Source organism: Actinomycetota bacterium, assembly GCA_035759705.1.
GTDB lineage: Bacteria > Actinomycetota > CADDZG01 > JAHWKV01 > JAHWKV01 > JAJCYE01.
In genome coordinates this window covers 1-14391 of the sequence record DASTUJ010000023.1, presented here as the reverse complement: position 1 = coordinate 14391, position 14391 = coordinate 1, and the positions used below count along the sequence as shown (strand labels likewise).

At 64.1% G+C, this 14391-nt stretch carries 15 protein-coding genes; 4 read left to right on the top strand and 11 right to left on the bottom strand.

What is annotated here, in order from left to right; all coding sequences use genetic code 11:
• From VFV09_01555 to VFV09_01510, 10 genes are all read right to left on the bottom strand, one after another.
• A partial coding sequence (locus tag VFV09_01555) for a hypothetical protein (protein HEU4866389.1) occupies positions 1-193 on the bottom strand: 193 nt, incomplete at its 3' end.
• Between the two features lie 41 nt (positions 194-234).
• Positions 235-2553, bottom strand: a complete 2319-nt coding sequence (metE, locus tag VFV09_01550; GenBank protein HEU4866388.1) for a 5-methyltetrahydropteroyltriglutamate--homocysteine S-methyltransferase — start codon at positions 2551-2553, stop codon at positions 235-237.
• Between the two features lie 216 nt (positions 2554-2769).
• Entirely contained in the window at positions 2770-3438 is a 669-nt protein-coding gene (locus VFV09_01545) for a hypothetical protein (GenBank protein HEU4866387.1), read from the bottom strand.
• Positions 3439-3483: 45 nt separating this feature from the next.
• The gene (locus VFV09_01540; protein HEU4866386.1) at positions 3484-4191 is read right to left on the bottom strand and encodes a hypothetical protein; all 708 of its coding nucleotides are present in this window, start codon (positions 4189-4191) and stop codon (positions 3484-3486) included.
• A gap of 173 nt (positions 4192-4364) precedes the next feature.
• Complete coding sequence (gene egtD, locus VFV09_01535) at positions 4365-5309, bottom strand: L-histidine N(alpha)-methyltransferase (protein ID HEU4866385.1); 945 nt, start codon at positions 5307-5309, stop codon at positions 4365-4367.
• A gap of 65 nt (positions 5310-5374) precedes the next feature.
• Positions 5375-6142: an ergothioneine biosynthesis protein EgtC gene (gene egtC / locus VFV09_01530; GenBank protein HEU4866384.1), complete on the bottom strand. Its 768-nt coding sequence runs from the start codon at positions 6140-6142 to the stop codon at positions 5375-5377.
• A gap of 4 nt (positions 6143-6146) precedes the next feature.
• On the bottom strand, positions 6147-7433 hold the full coding sequence (gene egtB, locus VFV09_01525) for an ergothioneine biosynthesis protein EgtB (protein ID HEU4866383.1): 1287 nt from the start codon (positions 7431-7433) through the stop codon (positions 6147-6149).
• Positions 7424-8665, bottom strand: coding sequence for a glutamate-cysteine ligase family protein (locus VFV09_01520; protein HEU4866382.1), 1242 nt, complete (start codon positions 8663-8665; stop codon positions 7424-7426). Before VFV09_01520 ends, egtB begins: the two co-directional genes overlap by 10 nt.
• Positions 8666-8831: 166 nt before the next feature.
• Complete coding sequence (locus tag VFV09_01515; GenBank protein ID HEU4866381.1) at positions 8832-9443, bottom strand: DUF1684 domain-containing protein; 612 nt, start codon at positions 9441-9443, stop codon at positions 8832-8834.
• Positions 9444-9894: 451 nt separating this feature from the next.
• Positions 9895-10503 (bottom strand): response regulator transcription factor, encoded by a 609-nt coding sequence (locus VFV09_01510; protein HEU4866380.1) that lies wholly within the window; start codon positions 10501-10503, stop codon positions 9895-9897.
• 336 nt (positions 10504-10839) lie between these two features.
• Here VFV09_01510 and VFV09_01505 point away from each other — a divergent pair, with 336 nt between their 5' ends.
• The 4 genes from VFV09_01505 (at position 10840) to VFV09_01490 (ending at position 13785) form a co-directional block, all read left to right on the top strand.
• On the top strand, positions 10840-11028 hold the full coding sequence (locus tag VFV09_01505; protein ID HEU4866379.1) for a hypothetical protein: 189 nt from the start codon (positions 10840-10842) through the stop codon (positions 11026-11028).
• A 95-nt stretch (positions 11029-11123) separates the two neighbouring features.
• The gene (locus VFV09_01500) at positions 11124-12356 is read left to right on the top strand and encodes a hypothetical protein (protein ID HEU4866378.1); all 1233 of its coding nucleotides are present in this window, start codon (positions 11124-11126) and stop codon (positions 12354-12356) included.
• Between the two features lie 252 nt (positions 12357-12608).
• Positions 12609-13127, top strand: coding sequence for a response regulator transcription factor (locus VFV09_01495; protein ID HEU4866377.1), 519 nt, complete (start codon positions 12609-12611; stop codon positions 13125-13127).
• A 61-nt stretch (positions 13128-13188) separates the two neighbouring features.
• Positions 13189-13785 carry a hypothetical protein gene (locus tag VFV09_01490; protein ID HEU4866376.1) on the top strand — a complete coding sequence of 199 codons (597 nt, stop codon included), beginning with the start codon at positions 13189-13191 and terminating at the stop codon, positions 13783-13785.
• 2 nt (positions 13786-13787) lie between these two features.
• Here the strand turns inward: VFV09_01490 and sufC are convergent.
• Positions 13788-14391, bottom strand: a 604-nt coding sequence (gene sufC / locus VFV09_01485; GenBank protein HEU4866375.1) for a Fe-S cluster assembly ATPase SufC, incomplete at its 5' end; no start/stop codon positions are given.

Below are 14391 nucleotides of genomic sequence, written 5' to 3'. Positions count from 1 at the left end.
CCAGGGTCGTCGAAGCGGTGTCGGTAGCCATCGCAAGCAGGGAGCCGGCTACCTCGCGGGTGGGTGAACCGGCTTGGGTGGGCTCGGGCGCGTTGTCATTCAGGGCGAAGACAACAAGAAGGAGGGGGGCGGACACCGCCACCAGCACCCCGGCGATCAGAAGATAGAGGCGCCTCCCGCCCAGGTCGTTCATCTGGCTACATTAGCCCCTTCTCCCCGCGAACGGGGAAAAATTCAGGCCGACGAGCCTTCCAGCGCTGCAAACTCCTTGCGAAGCTGGGCAGCCGCCTCGACCATGTTCCGAAGACTGGGCTCAGTCTCGGCCCAACCGCGGGTCTTGAGACCGCAGTCCGGGTTTACCCAGATCCACCGGCGGTCAAGCATGCTGGCGGCCACCCTCAGCTTCTCGGTCATCTCGTCGACCGAGGGGACCCGGGGCGAGTGAATGTCGTAGACGCCCGGGCCAACCGCCCGCACGTAGCCGGCGTTCACGAAGTCGCCGAGCAGCTCCATGTTGGAGCGAGCCGCCTCGATCAGCGCGACGTCGGCATCGAGGTTGTCGATGGCCTGCATGATGTCGCCGAACTCCGAGTAGCACATATGCATCTGGATGTTGGTCTTGTCGGCGACGCCCGAGGTGGTCAGGCGGAAGCAGCGAACCGCCCAGTCGAGGTAGTCCTTGGCCCGTTCCTTGCGGAGGGGCATGCCCTCACGAAGCGCGGCCTCGTCGACCTGGATGACCCGGAAGCCCGCCGCCTCCAGGTCGTTGACCTCGTCCCGGATGGCCAGGGCCAGCTGGGTGCAGGTGTCGGACCAGGGCTGGTCGTCACGGACGAAGGACCAGACCAGCATCGTCACCGGGCCGGTGAGCATGCCCTTCACCGGGCGGTCGGTCAGCGACTGGGCGTACTTGGCCCACTCGATGGTCATGGGGTAGGGGCGGTGGACGTCTCCGTAGATGATCGGCGGGCGCACGCACCGGCTGCCGTAGGACTGGACCCACCCGTTGGTGGTGAACAGATAGCCGTCCATCTGCTCGGCGAAGTACTGGACCATGTCGTTTCGCTCGGGCTCGCCGTGGACCAGGACGTCGATGTCGACGCTCTCCTGGAACCGGATGACCCGCTCGACCTCCTGCTTCATCTCCTCCTTGTACTGCTCGGGGGTGATGGCGCCCGACCTCAGCTGGGCACGAGCCCGGCGGATCTCGTCGGTCTGCGGGTACGAGCCGATGGTCGTGGTGGGGAACAGCGGAAGGTTGAGCTCGGCCTGCTGGACCACCGAACGGTCGGCGTAGCTGGCCGAACGGGAGTAGTCCTTCTCGCTGAGGCCCTCCAGGCGGTTGCGAACGCCGGGGTTGATGGAGCGGGAGGAGGATCGACGGCCCTCGAGAGTGGCCTTGTTGGCCTCTAGGGCTTCTGAGACCGACTCCGGCCCATCGGTGAAGCCCTTGGTGAGGGTCACCAGCTCGTCGACCTTCTGGACGGCAAAGGCCAGCCAGGACGCGATCTCGGGGTCCAGGTCCTTCTCCAGCGTCAGGTCGACCGGAACGTGCTGCAGTGACGACGAGGTGGAGACGACTATCTCCGAAGCCGCACCCTTCAGGCTCTCCAGCAGCTCGAGCGTCTTGGCAAAGTCGTTGATCCAGATGTTGCGGCCGTTCACGACTCCGGCAAACAGGGTCTTGCCCTCGGACCAGCCCTGCTCGGCGATCAGCCTGGCGTTCTCCGCCCCGGCGACGAAGTCCAGCCCGATGCCCTCGACCGGAAGGTCACGAAGTACCGGGTAGGCCTCTCCGACGTGGTCGAAGTAGGTCTTGACCAGTATCTTGGGCCTTCCGGCGACCTGGGAGAGGCGGTCGTAGGCGACCTTCAGCGCGTCCAGGTCGGCAGCCTGACGGTCCTGCACAAAGGCGGGCTCGTCCAGCTGCACCCACTCGGCGCCCTCGGCGCCCAGCTGGGCCAGAACCTGCTCGTACACCGGCAAGATCTTGTCGAGTAGGGACAGGGGGTCGAAGTCGTCGGCGACATCCGGGGCCGGCTTGCTGAGAAGCAGGAAGGTCACGGGGCCGACCAGCACGGGAACGGTGTTAATGCCCTGGCTCTTTGCCTCCAGGTAGTGGGCAACCGGCTTGTCGTTGCAGTAGGAGAACTCGGTGTCGGGGGCCAGCTCCGGGACGATGTAGTGGTAGTTGGTGTTGAACCACTTGGTCATCTCCATGGCGACCACGTCCTGGCCGGCCGTCTGGCGGCCCCGGGCCATGGCGAAGTAGGTGTCCAGGTCGACGTTACCGCCGGTGTGGCCGTAGCGGGCCGGAACGGCGCCCACCATGGTGACGGCATCCAGCATCTGGTCGTAGAAGGAGAAGTCGCCCGACGGTACGAGGTCCACACCGGCGTCCTTCATCAGCTTCCAGTTGGCGCTGCGCAGGTCGGAAGCCACCTGGTTCAGCTCCTCGGCCGAGGTCTTGCCCTTCCAGTAGCCTTCGGTTGCGAACTTGAGCTCACGGCGGGGACCGATCCTCGGAAATCCTGAAATGTTTGAGCGTGCCATTAGATCTGTCCTCCAGTCTCAGGTCCCGTCGTGGCAGCCGGCGAAATTGGGGGAACTGATCGAAGAAGACGCGGAACCCACCGGCCGGCCAACTTACCCGGCCTGAAGATTTCGGACGCAGGGGGCAAGTCGCGAGACACGCTAGATTACCCGACGGAGCGCAGTTGCGGGGCTCCGCCGGGTAACTTTCCGCCTGATAGGTGCCGGGGTGAGGCGCTAGCTAGAGGGAAGCCACTTGTTGGCAGCCGCCACGAGGTCGTGCTTGCACGGGTCTCCGACCATAGGCCGGATGAAGAACGGAAGCTCCTTGACCATGAGCGCCATGAACTCCTTGGTGCCAGAATCGGCGCACATGTTGGAGATGTGGACCTGAGCTTCCTCGGCACACATGTTCTTGCCGATCGCCGAACGAAGCTGGCCTGCAACCCGGTCGGCAGTCGCTGCCTGGTCGGGGTTGGCGGCCTTGGCCTTGGCTACGAGGTTCAGCAGCCAGTTGATCTTTGCGTCGTCCAGCTTGGCGCCACAGTTGGCGTTGGACACGGCGACCGCCCCGGCGGTTCCGGGCACGTTGACCGAAAGCTGGCCTCCTCCACCCGACTGACCAGCGGCCGCCTTGGGAGCTGCCTGGGTTACCACCTTGCGGACGGTTGTCTTGCGGGCTTCTGCGGCGGGAGGGGCCTCCTGCACGGTGAGGCCGGCTGCTACGAAGTCATCGGCGGGGGCTTGGGCGACGACGACGGGGGCGGCAGTGGCAACCGAAGCAGAGGCGGCGGTGGGGCCTTTGACGAGCCCGAGGGCGGCGCCTCCACCGATTCCAACCATCAGCAGTGATACGGAGACCGCAATGTTCAGGGCGGCCTTGCCCGCGACAGACTTGGCTTGCATTGATCTCTCCTTGAAATTGTGGGTTTGAGAACTAGGGCAGTAGGTTTACTTCGCCGGGCTGGTGAGAAGGTTGAGACCGGTGCCCAGCAAGCCCAGCCCCTTGTTGACCATGTTTAGCGTCCCGCCGACGACCTGCCCGACCCCGCCGACCACTCCGCCAACGATGTTGGGGGTCTGGGCCAGCTGCTCGGGAGTCAGTGCTGCAACCACCGGAAGCGCCTGGATCTGGGTCACGAGTCCGCCGGCCTGAGCCACCAGCTGGTTCACCCCGTCTGCTCCGGGGAAGCCAACTTGCTTGGCCTGGTTGACACATTCGGTTCCCGCTGCCACCACTGCGTTGGCCTGGGCCAGAAGGACCTGGCCCTGCTCGCCGGTGGTGATGGTGGGAATGGCTGCCGTGATGGCGTTGAGTACGTTGGTGAGGTCGGCGACGCACTGGGGTGCTGCCGGAGCCGCCGGGGCGGCCGGAGCGGGTGCGCTCACCCTCCGGGGCGCTGCCATGACCACGACCTCTTCGACGATCTCGGGAACTGCAGCAGCCTCAACAGAGGGTGCTGCGATGACCGAGGTCGGAAAGTCGAGGGCCACGCCGGGGCCGGTGGGAGCGGAGCCAACCGAGGCTACGGAGTAGGTGGGGGCCTGTCCGATGCCGGGAAGGGCACCGGTCACGGCCATGCCGCCGCCGACGCCCGAGAGAAGAAAAGTAACAGCAGTAACTTTGCCTACAACCGAACCGAAAATGCTTTTAATCACAAAAACCTCCCCGCTTGTGGGGGCTCAGGGGAGCCCTTCTCTTGCCGCCTAACTAATCGGCACGAACGCGGAAAAGTTCAGTCGAAACTTAGAGCAATAACTAACGACCTTCGCGAAATCCTTACTGTTAGCGACCGTACGATGCCCGAGGGCTAGCTTTCGTTACGGCCGGGTCAATGCTTTCGGGAAAGAGTGACGGCGAACTTCCGGTCGGAGTCGGTCCACCAATGTGCCGGCTGCAGGCCCGCTTGGGTCAGCTCTGCCTCGATTCCCTCACGACGGAACTTTGCGCTGATCTCGGTATGGAGCATCTCGCCTTCTTCGAACGAGATTTCGAGGTTGAGCAGTTCAAGGCGCACATTCTGAGGACGCGTTGCTCGAAGGAACATCTCCATCTGCTCGGTCTGAAGATTGAAGCTCGCCACGTGGTCGAAGGACTCGATCTCGAAATCGGCCCCCAGTCGTGCATTCAGGACCCTCAGGATGTTCAGGTTGAAGGCCGCCGAGATTCCGGCGCTGTCGTTGTAGGCCGCCTCCAACACATCCACGTCCTTCACCAGGTCGACCCCCAGCAGAAACGAGTCCCCCGGCTTCAGGCTGGCCGACAGCTGCGCCAGCAGAGACCTTCGCTGCTCGACGTTCAGGTTGCCGATGGTGCTGCCCAGGAAGATCACCAGGCTGCGGCCGGGTTCCGCTATGGAGTCGAGGTGCCGTTCGAAGTCGCCGACGATCCCCTGGACCTCGAGTCCGGGGTACCGCTCAAGGAGTTCGGCGGCCGCCATCTTGAGGACGTCGCCGTCGACATCGAAGGGAACGAACCGCCGAAGGTCGCCCTTGCGGCCGAAGGCGTCCAACAGGACCCTGGTCTTCTCGGACATGCCGCAACCCAGCTCCACCAGCGTCTCGGCCCCGGTCTCCGACACGATGCTCGCCGCCCTCTCCCGGAGGATCTGCCGCTCGGCCCTGGTCAGGTAGTACTCGGGAAGCCTGGTGATCTCGTCGAAAAGCATCGACCCGTTGTAGTCGTAGAACCACTTGGACGGGATGCTCTTGGCCGGCGCAGTGAGCCCTTCGAGCGCATCCCGGCGCAGCTGGGCCTCCAGGTCCGCCGGCCCCATGTGGGCGATGAGCGCCGGCGCCGCCGCGGCGCCCGTGGATTTTGTCGTCGGTCCAGCCTGCAAGCTCATTCGTCCTCCTTGAGGGGGGTGATCCGGGCCCTTCCGCCGGATGCCTGTACCGCGGAAAACTCCGGCACCGGTCGCCACGCCGGGTCGTCGTCGAACGGCTCTGAAGCCACGACCACCCCGCCGGGGGCCCTCGATCCGCCCTCCAGGACGAACAGTGAGTCGCCGCACGCGGTGGCGTGGATGGTTCTGCCGTCGGTCAGCAGGAAGTTAAAGGCGCCGCCGCTCGACAGCTCGGTGCAGATGCGGACGCACCACTTCAGCGCTTCCTGCGGGCTGCCTCCCTGGTCCATTCGGTCCAGGATCAACCCGAACATCACCTCGGAGTCGCTGGTCCCGCGGACTGTGGCCATTCGTTTGTCGGACAGCATCCGGCGTAGGGCGACGCCCTCCGGGCCGTCGAACCCCACGAGCTTGCCGTTGTGGGCAAACAACCAGCCCGACTCGGCAAACGGGGCCGTGCTGGACTCGTCCACCGCGCTCCCGGTGGTGGCATCCCTCACGGCCGCCAGGATCGCCCCCGAGCTCACCACTCCCGCAATGCTGGCGAACGACCGGTCACCCCAGATCGGACGGTCCCTTCGGTAGACGGCAGGCTCCGGCCGCACGTCTGGGACGTACCAGCCGCACCCGAAGCCGTCGGCGTTCACCGTGCCGTGGCGCTGGAACTTGGGCCGGTAGGACTGGTGGAGCAGCGAGTGTTCGGGCGCCAGGATCAGACTCTCGAGTGTCACGGGCGGCCCGACGTAGGCCATCTGCCTGCACATGCGCCTACGCGCTCCGTGCGCAGCGAAAGCCGCAGAAGATCTGGCGCCGGATCGGGTGGTCCCAGTTTCGGAAGGTGTTGCGGATCGCCGACGGGTGCGTCGCCCACGACCCGCCCCGCAATACCTTGTAATCCTTGCCGTAGAAGACTTCCGAGTACTCCTTGTACGGAAAGCCGGTCGAGCCGGGGTACGCGAGGAAGTCCGATGAGGTCCACTCCCACACGTCGCCGATCAGCTGACGGCACCCATAAGCGCTGGCGCCGGAGGCGAAAGCACCGGCCGGGGTAGGCCGGAAGTACTGCTGTTCAAGGTTGGCGAGCTCGGGGGTGGGTTCGGCATCGCCCCACGGGTAACGGCGCTTCTTACCGGCTGCAGGATCCCAGGATGCGGCCTTCTCCCACTCGGCCTCGGTGGGCAGGCGCTTACCGGCCCAGGCGGCGTAGGCCTCGGCCTCGAACCAGCAGACGTGCTGAACCGGCTCGTCCGGCGGAAGGGCTTCACGCCGGCCGAAGCGGATCCGGGACCATCCGGTTCCGTCCTTCAGCCAGAACTGGGGGTGCTCCAGGCCTGCCTCGTGGCGGTGCGCCCAGCCCCGCTCACTCCACCACCGGCCTTCGTCGTAACCTCCGGCCTCGATGAATCCGATGTAGTCGCGGTTGGAGACCGGGGCGGTGTCGATCCAGAATGGGTCGAGGTGCACCTCGTGGGCGGGGCGTTCGTTGTCGTACGCCCAGGGCTCGGTACTGGTCCCCATGACGAACGAACCGCCGGGAACCAGGACCTCTTTGGCCTCCAGCGGAGCGGGGGCCGGCTGGGCCGGCTCTAGAACCGGGTACTCCCCCACCCGAAGCTGCAGCGTGGCCAGCATTGTCTCGTCGTGCTGGTGCTCGTGCTGGATGACCATCCCGTAGACGTAGCCGTTGGCCAGGAGCGGGTTGGCCGGGTTGAGCTCGACCTTCTCCAGGGTGTCCAGCACCCGGCCGCGGACGTCCGCGATGTAGACCCGGGACTGTGTGGGGTCGAGCAGCTTCAGCCTGGTCCGCTCCTTGCGGGCGTGGCGGAAGGCGTCGTAGATGTCGTCAAGCTCGGGGTTGCTGGCCGGCAGGCCGGCGATGGTCCGCACCAGCCAGATCTCCTCGAAGTTGCCCACGTGGGCCAGATCCCACACGAGCGGCGACATGATCGGAGAGTGCTGAGCCAGCAGGTCCTCCTCCGGGACGGGGTCGACAAGGCGCAGGGAGCGCTGCCGAACCATCTCGAGGCCCTGGGCTGCACGTTCTTTTACGTCCATGTGTCCTCCATCGAGTCCAGTTCCAGCAGGCTGCTGCCCCTCCCCCACGCTTCGAGCTGCTCGTCCGCCGGGGAGCGGCCTTTCTGAACGAACTTGCGGTTGTATGCCTCGACCACCAGCGCGGTCTCTTCGTCGACGTCCATGCGCTCCAGGGCGTCCAGAGCGGCGTTGAAGACCGCCTGGGCGGTCTCCGCCAGCAACTGGTTCTCCATCCCCTGGCGGGCGGCCACCTCCCAAAGGTCGGCGGTCGGCTCCACGAGCTGGTCGACTACCCGGACGGCTTTGCTGTCGTAGACCATCGAGGCGATGGCGATGGGCACTCTCCACCACGGATCGGGAAGTGCGTCCACCATCCTCAATTCGAGCCAGCCCTTCGGCCGGATTGGTGGGAACAGCGTGGTGAGGTGGACCTTCAGGTCGTCAAGGTCCGGGAATCCGAGCTCGTGGCCGTCCTCCAGCCAGGCGGCGAAGGTCATCCGGTCCCGGACGTGCTCCGCGCCCTTCTGGGTGCGGATGAACATGACCCGGGCCTGCATCGCGTAGCGGCACCAGGCGTCCACCGGGTCGCCCACCGGTGGGGTCGGGAGCGTGCGGGAGGGGTCGATCGCCTGCCATAGAGCCAGGCGGGACGACTTCCAGCCGGTCGGGTTCCCGCGGGCGATCGCGGAGTTGGCGAAGGCGGCGCAGAGAGTCGGGCCGAGCGCGTGGACCAGCCGCCAGCGTTCGGCGCCGTCCTGGATCCCGGCGACGTCCAGGTTGATGTGCACGGACGCGGTTGCTCTCATCATCGCCCTGCCCTCGGGCCAGCCGGCGTCGAAGTAGGCCTCCATGGCCTCGTAGCGGGGAAGGTCCAGCACCCGCCGCCCGTCCCTGATGGGGTCCAGGCCCACGCCGACCAGCTTGATGCCGTGGGGGCTCAGCTTGTCGCGCATACAGGCGAGGTCTGAGGCGATTGCGCTGCAGGTGGCGGCTACCGATTGGCCGGGGGTGGAGCTGATTTCAACCTGGCCGCCGGGCTCGAAGGTGAGGATGCCCCCGCAGGGAAGGCACTGCGTGTGGTCGAGGATCTGTTGCAGAAGTTCGAGGGGGACGTAGGCGGTGGGGTCATCCTCGTAGACGGGAAACCATTCGGTCTCTGCGCCTACCCGTCCCTCGATTGATGAGGTGAAAATCGTCGAGCGGATGTGATCTGAGACGTCTGCGGCCGAAAGCGACCGCGTTTTGGAGGGCAAGGTTAGGGTCCCAGGGGGAGGTGCAGAACCTGAAAGCGATTCCTGTGAAGCATGCGCGAGCTGAGTAAACGTCTTCTCATTCGAGGCCTCCCTGGCTAAATAAGTACGATTTCTAGCTACCCAATCATCATTCCATCAATCCTTGGTTAGTAATAAGCCGCAGCCGTTACAGGCGTTCCCCGGCCCGGATCTCCATGATCAGCCGGTTCGACGGCGGTGCGAGCGGGCACACCCAGCGGGGGTCGTAGGCGCAGGACGGCTGGTAGGCGAAGTTGAAGTCCAGCACCAGCCGGCCGCCGGCCTCGCCGAGGTCGGCGCCTTTGACCGTGTCCAGCAGGTAGCGGCAACCGCCGTAGGTCTGCCTCCCGCTCGTCCCGTCCCGGAAAGAAAGGAACAAACCGCCGCCGTAGGACCGGAACCAATAGAGGTTGAGTGAGAGGGGCTGCTCGAGAAGCGTGAACGACGCACGGGCGGCGCAGTCGAGGATCAGCGTCCCCTCACTGGCATCGAACGACCAGGTGTCCGGCTCGACCGATTCCAGCTGGGCGAGGACGCGGAACGAAGGGTCGTAGTCGAAGTAGCTCAGCCCCCGGAACGACGCCCGGTCGCCCGGCGGTATCGGGGACTGGGGGTGGGACCGGAACAGCTCGTTTCGGGTCTCCCGCCACTCGACCCAGGCGGCCGCCGGGTCGGTGGCCAGGCGCACCCTCCGGTACATCTCGAACACCCGGCGGCGCCAGTCGACCAGCTCCAGGAACTCAGCCCGCACGTGGTCCATTGATAGTCAGCGGAGCGATGCTCGTGCGAGCCCGTTTCCGCATCCCCCTTTCAACCCGTGCATGCGGTTTTCCCGCACACGGCTTACCGCTGGTCTTCTGAACATACTGACGCAGCTCCCGGGTAGCGGATGGTTCCTCGCACACGATGAAGGCCTTGCTCTCGAACCCAGTCGTCGGTCCACTGGTCGACCTGATCCGGTCTTAGGTTTCGTCCCCGCCTGCGTACCTGCACCTGAGTCAACCTGCGCCATACGTATGGCTTCAAGTCCGAGGGCGACCAGGCAAAACCTGAGCGTTTCCTCGGCCCGCTTGGGATCACCCAAAGACCGGGACCTGCTACCGGGCGCTTCGGCACCTGCCCGGACGGGACTTACACCCACTGGCTCGATCGAACCTTCAGGACGCGACATCGTGCCACTCTACGACCCTTATGGCTGGAAAACCGCGCTGTCAGCTGGCGGCCGCCCTGCCCAGATCTATCAGTCCGAGGCTGCCGGCTTTGAGCACGGCTTCGATTCTCGAATGCACGCCCAGCTTCCCGAGGATGCTACGGATGTGGTTTCGCACGGTGTGCGGACTGAGACTCAGAATCTCCGAAATGCAGCCAGTGGACTCGCCCTCCGCAAGAAGCGCTAAAACGTCCTGCTCCCGGCCGGTGAGCTTCACGCCTCGACGGCGCTCGTCGACCTGGGTGAGGAAACGGCCGACCACGGCCAGCGGAAACGAAAGCTGCCCGTTTAAGGCCGAGTTGACCGCCAGAGTTAAGTTGCGAACGTTTATCGAATGCTCCAGCAATCCTGAGCACCCGCCGTCGAGCGCTTTTAGCGCGACAACCTCGTCGGGCAATTTGGCGAAGGCGACCACTGTAACGCCGGGCAAGAACAGCTTTAGTAGCCTCACCCGCCTTATCTCGTCTTCGGCAGGAGGGTCGACACCGAGAATCACAACGTCCGGCCGAGCTGCACAGGTTGATTCAAAGCCCTCGTCAAACCGGCCGAAGACCCCCACTATCTGGATATCAACTGCCCGCAAATGAACCAGCAACTCCGGTTCGACCACCGGGATGTTGACGAGAAGGACCCTAGCCGGACGATGCATAGTTCCTGAACCGACCGGACGATAGTCCAGCGCACGAGAATCTAGAGACCAATGCTGCAAGCACACCTCCTGCCTGGGGAGAATCCGGGAGGGGGAGAGCTTCGGGATCTCGGGGAACAAAGACCAATATGCACTCCCCCGCTGAAATCCGGCTGACACAGGCACGGATTCCCCAGCTATCCGGCTTGAAATGACCCAGATGAGTCACTGGAACTTGATGCAAGTTGGTCTACCACCCCGACCCTCCCGGACCGAAGCTAGCCTCAACGTGAAACACGATTCCAGGAGGAACAACAAATGGAAGAGAAGAACAACAAAGGCCGGGGACTTGACCTCAGCAAAGAGCTGGCGATACAGCTTCCCAGCCGCCGGCTGATGGCGACGATTTCGGTGCTCGGCTTGCCGCTCCTCGGCGTGAGTGATGTCGGTGTCAACGTCGACACCACGGGTCCCGGTTGGCTCATCGGTTCAGTCGGCTCGGTCTAGTTCCAGCTCCATCAGCCGGCAAAGGAAGGGGCCCAGCAGGGTCCCTTCCTTCCGTCGGGCCTACCGAGCATGAAGCACCGGCTCTGATTTCAGGGGTGCAGCTTCTGGGCAGGTTCAGCGGTACCGGCATGGTTGAACCGGGATACCTGATCCGAAAACCGGACGGTGAATTCGTCATGGTTTCCCGACTTCTGTACGGTCTTGCGAAGGAACTGGACGGGCAACGACAGATCGGGGAGGTGACGGCACGCCTCAACCGCGGCCTCGACCTGACCTTGGACGAGGATGACACCGAACTCCTTCTGGAGAAACTCGCGCCCCATGGAGTGATCCTCGGAAGTGAGCCGTCCGCCCCCGCACCGCACCCCTTTCTAGCAGCAACAAACCGAGCCACCCTTGTCCCGGCAAGGGCGGTAGGGCGCGCAGCAGACTTCCTTCAGCACCTTTTTCACCCTGCGGTAGTGGTGACGGTGCTCGCACTTGCGACAGCGGCTCATATTGCCGCACTTCGGATGGGTCAACCCTTCGATCCGACCAACGCTTTTCGGGAACCGGCAGCCCTGCTTGCCGTCGTCGCCATCACCTTCATGGGAGGGCTGTTCCACGAGTTCGGTCACGCGGCTGCAACCTCCTACGGCGGGGCGCAGCCGGGTCCCATCGGCGTGGGTGTCTACATCCTATGGCCCGCCTTCTACGCAGACATCACCGAGAGCTATGCCATGGACCGCCGGAGCCGGGTTAGGACCGACGTGGGCGGCGTGTATTTCAACCTGTTGCTAACGATGGTTCTGGGTGGGGCCTACGTAGGAACCGGAAACCAGCTGTGGTTTTGGGCCTTGCTTGCTCAGGATGTGACGATCGTTCAACAGTTCCTACCCTTCATGCGACTCGACGGTTACTACCTGGCCTGCGACCTGGCTGGGGTTCCGGATCTGTTTTCCCTGGTAAGACCGGTCTGGTCGGGTTTGCGTGGGGTTCCTCTGGGCCCAAACCAGATCGCCCTGACCAAGAAGGTTCGGCTGTTCGTCATGTCGTGGACCATAGCCGCAAGCGTCTTTCTCAGCTGGTTCGGGCTCAACGTCGCACTTCATGCGCCGCGGATCTTTGACTTGGCGTGGACGGTGATTCGCCAAACCTGGAGTTTGGGATTTCGAGATCTGGCTGGAGGCGCTCCGGTCGCCGGGGCGGCTGGCATTCTTGTCGCCGGTCTAGTGACCGTCCAGGCCTCGGCCCTGGCGCTGGTCATTTTTCGTTTCAGCCGATTATTTGCCGGAGCCTTGAAGTCGCTGGCCGTCAAAGTTTCAGGCCGGAGACGGACCGCCCCCTGACCAGTCATCTCTTCTTTGTCAGAAGGCGCTGGTACCCTTGTCCGACGCAATCAGCGGTTGTGCCGGGGGGCGGACAGCACTGAAAGAGACGCTTGCGTATTCAAGCCAAGGAAGGTGGACTCCTTGCACGCCAAGGCCCTATTCGTAGTTCAGCAGGTCATGGTCCTAGAAGGCCTTCTGGCTGCGATTCGGAGGAGCACTCCCCTGGAAGTAGTGGGCGCAACCTTCCGCCCGGAGGATGCTTTTAAGTTGGTGCGGAGCTTGCAGCCCGATGTCGTGGTTCTGGGCCTCGAAGAGCCGGAGTCGGGCATCCGCCTTGGTGTCGCCCTCAGACAGGACGCTACCGGCATCGGAGTGGTCATCCTGGCCCAAACATCGGACGACCTGCTGCACCGACACGCCCTCGAAAGCGGCTGCGCAGCCGTCATCACGTTTGAATCGAGCGTCATGGAACTCATGGTTGCGGTTGAAGCCGCTGCCAAAGGTCAGACAATGCTGCCGATCATGACGATGGAGCGGCTGGCCAGCAACGCTGAACAAGCCAGGCCCGACGTCAAGTTGACCAACCGCGAGAAGGAGATCCTGGCGCGTCTTGCCGCAGGGGCGAGCACCCGCTCGATAGCCGACAACCTTACCCTGAGCACTCACACCGTCCGCAACCACGTGAAAAACCTCCTTGCGAAGCTTCAGGTTCACACCAGGCTTGAAGCGGTTGTCCGGGCCCATAACCTGGGCCTGATCGAACAGGCGTCCGACCGTCCCAAAACCTAGAAACCGGGCCTTTCCCCGGGTGTTTGCCTTTACGACCGGCAAAAGTTGCCGATAAATTGCCATGGACATCTACTCGGCCACGTGGCAGGTGGCGGTTGAATCCGCCGGCATCTGGCCTTGCGCGGTCATGCTCGGTCCCAACCAGAACCTCTACGTCCTCTGCTACCACCGGTCCGACAACGAGGACCGCATCCTCACCGCCCTCGGGACCACCTGCATATTCGGGGACGTCGAGTCGCTCAACGCGTTCATCTCAGGACCCCACACCGGAGTGCCGGCCGAGGTCCACCTGGCCCTGGAGGTGCTGTCGAGCCTCAGCCCCGAAGGCATGTCGCCCGAACACTTTCCGCGCACCCTCGTTGAGCAGTCGCTGTACTGGATAGCCGGAGGCAAACACCTGGCCTCCGAGGGTCAAATTCAGCGCCTGCTGAACACCCTGGCCTTCCTGAACGACTGGCACGAGTCGCTGGAGGAGGAGGGCATGTTGGGTGCATGGCCCGACCAGCTGGACGACGCGGCAGAACTGCTCACCGACGTCGTCGTAACGCACGAGATCACCACCCTAGAGGTGGCCGAGCGGCTGGAGACCAAGAACCTGAGGCCTCTGCTCACCCAGGAGGTGGCCCGGCTCCTCAACTGGAGCTCAGGCAAGGCCTAGAGCTACTTGGGGGCTTCTGCAGCGTCCCCTTCGGGCAGCCCGAGCTCGACCCGGAACTGGTCGTAGCCCTTGGCTTCAAGGTCCAGAGCCAGGTCCTTGCCGCCGGAACGTACGATCTTGCCGCTGATCAGCACGTGGATGAATCCCGGCTGGATGTAGTTCAGCAGGCGCTGGTAGTGGGTGATCACCAGCATGCCGCGGGTCTCGTTGTGGACCTTCAGCACACCGGCTGAGACCTCTTTCAGGGCGTCGATGTCCAGTCCGGTGTCGGTTTCGTCCAGCACTGCCAGATCCGGGTCCAGAACCGCCATCTGCAGCACCTCTGCCCGCTTGCGCTCACCGCCGGAGAAGCCGGCGTTCACGTAGCGGTTGATGATCGAGTTGGGGACCTCGAGCAGGTCCATCTTGGTCTGCAGGTACTTGCGGAACTCCAGAGGGCCGAGGATGTTGTCCGAGTGCACCGCGTTGTAGGCGGTACGCAGGAAGTTGACCACCGAGACGCCCGGGATCTCGGTCGGGTACTGGAACGCCAGGAAGATGCGCTTGCGGGCACGCTCGTCGGGTGACAGGTCGGCCAGGTCCTCGCCCTTGTACAGGATGCGGCCC

Excerpts from the sequence above, each read along its gene's own strand:
- metE (HEU4866388.1), bottom strand. The coding sequence starts at position 2,553 with ATGGCACGCTCAAACATTTCAGGATTTCCGAGGATCGGTCCCCGCCGT.
- VFV09_01515 (HEU4866381.1), bottom strand. The coding sequence starts at position 9,443 with ATGGACCACGTGCGGGCTGAGTTCCTGGAGCTGGTCGACTGGCGCCGC.
- VFV09_01545 (HEU4866387.1), bottom strand. The coding sequence starts at position 3,438 with ATGCAAGCCAAGTCTGTCGCGGGCAAGGCCGCCCTGAACATTGCGGTC.
- VFV09_01505 (HEU4866379.1), top strand. The coding sequence starts at position 10,840 with ATGGAAGAGAAGAACAACAAAGGCCGGGGACTTGACCTCAGCAAAGAG.
- VFV09_01490 (HEU4866376.1), top strand. The coding sequence starts at position 13,189 with ATGGACATCTACTCGGCCACGTGGCAGGTGGCGGTTGAATCCGCCGGC.
- egtC (HEU4866384.1), bottom strand. The coding sequence starts at position 6,142 with ATGTGCAGGCAGATGGCCTACGTCGGGCCGCCCGTGACACTCGAGAGT.
- egtB (HEU4866383.1), bottom strand. The coding sequence starts at position 7,433 with ATGGACGTAAAAGAACGTGCAGCCCAGGGCCTCGAGATGGTTCGGCAG.
- egtD (HEU4866385.1), bottom strand. The coding sequence starts at position 5,309 with ATGGGGCCGGCGGACCTGGAGGCCCAGCTGCGCCGGGATGCGCTCGAA.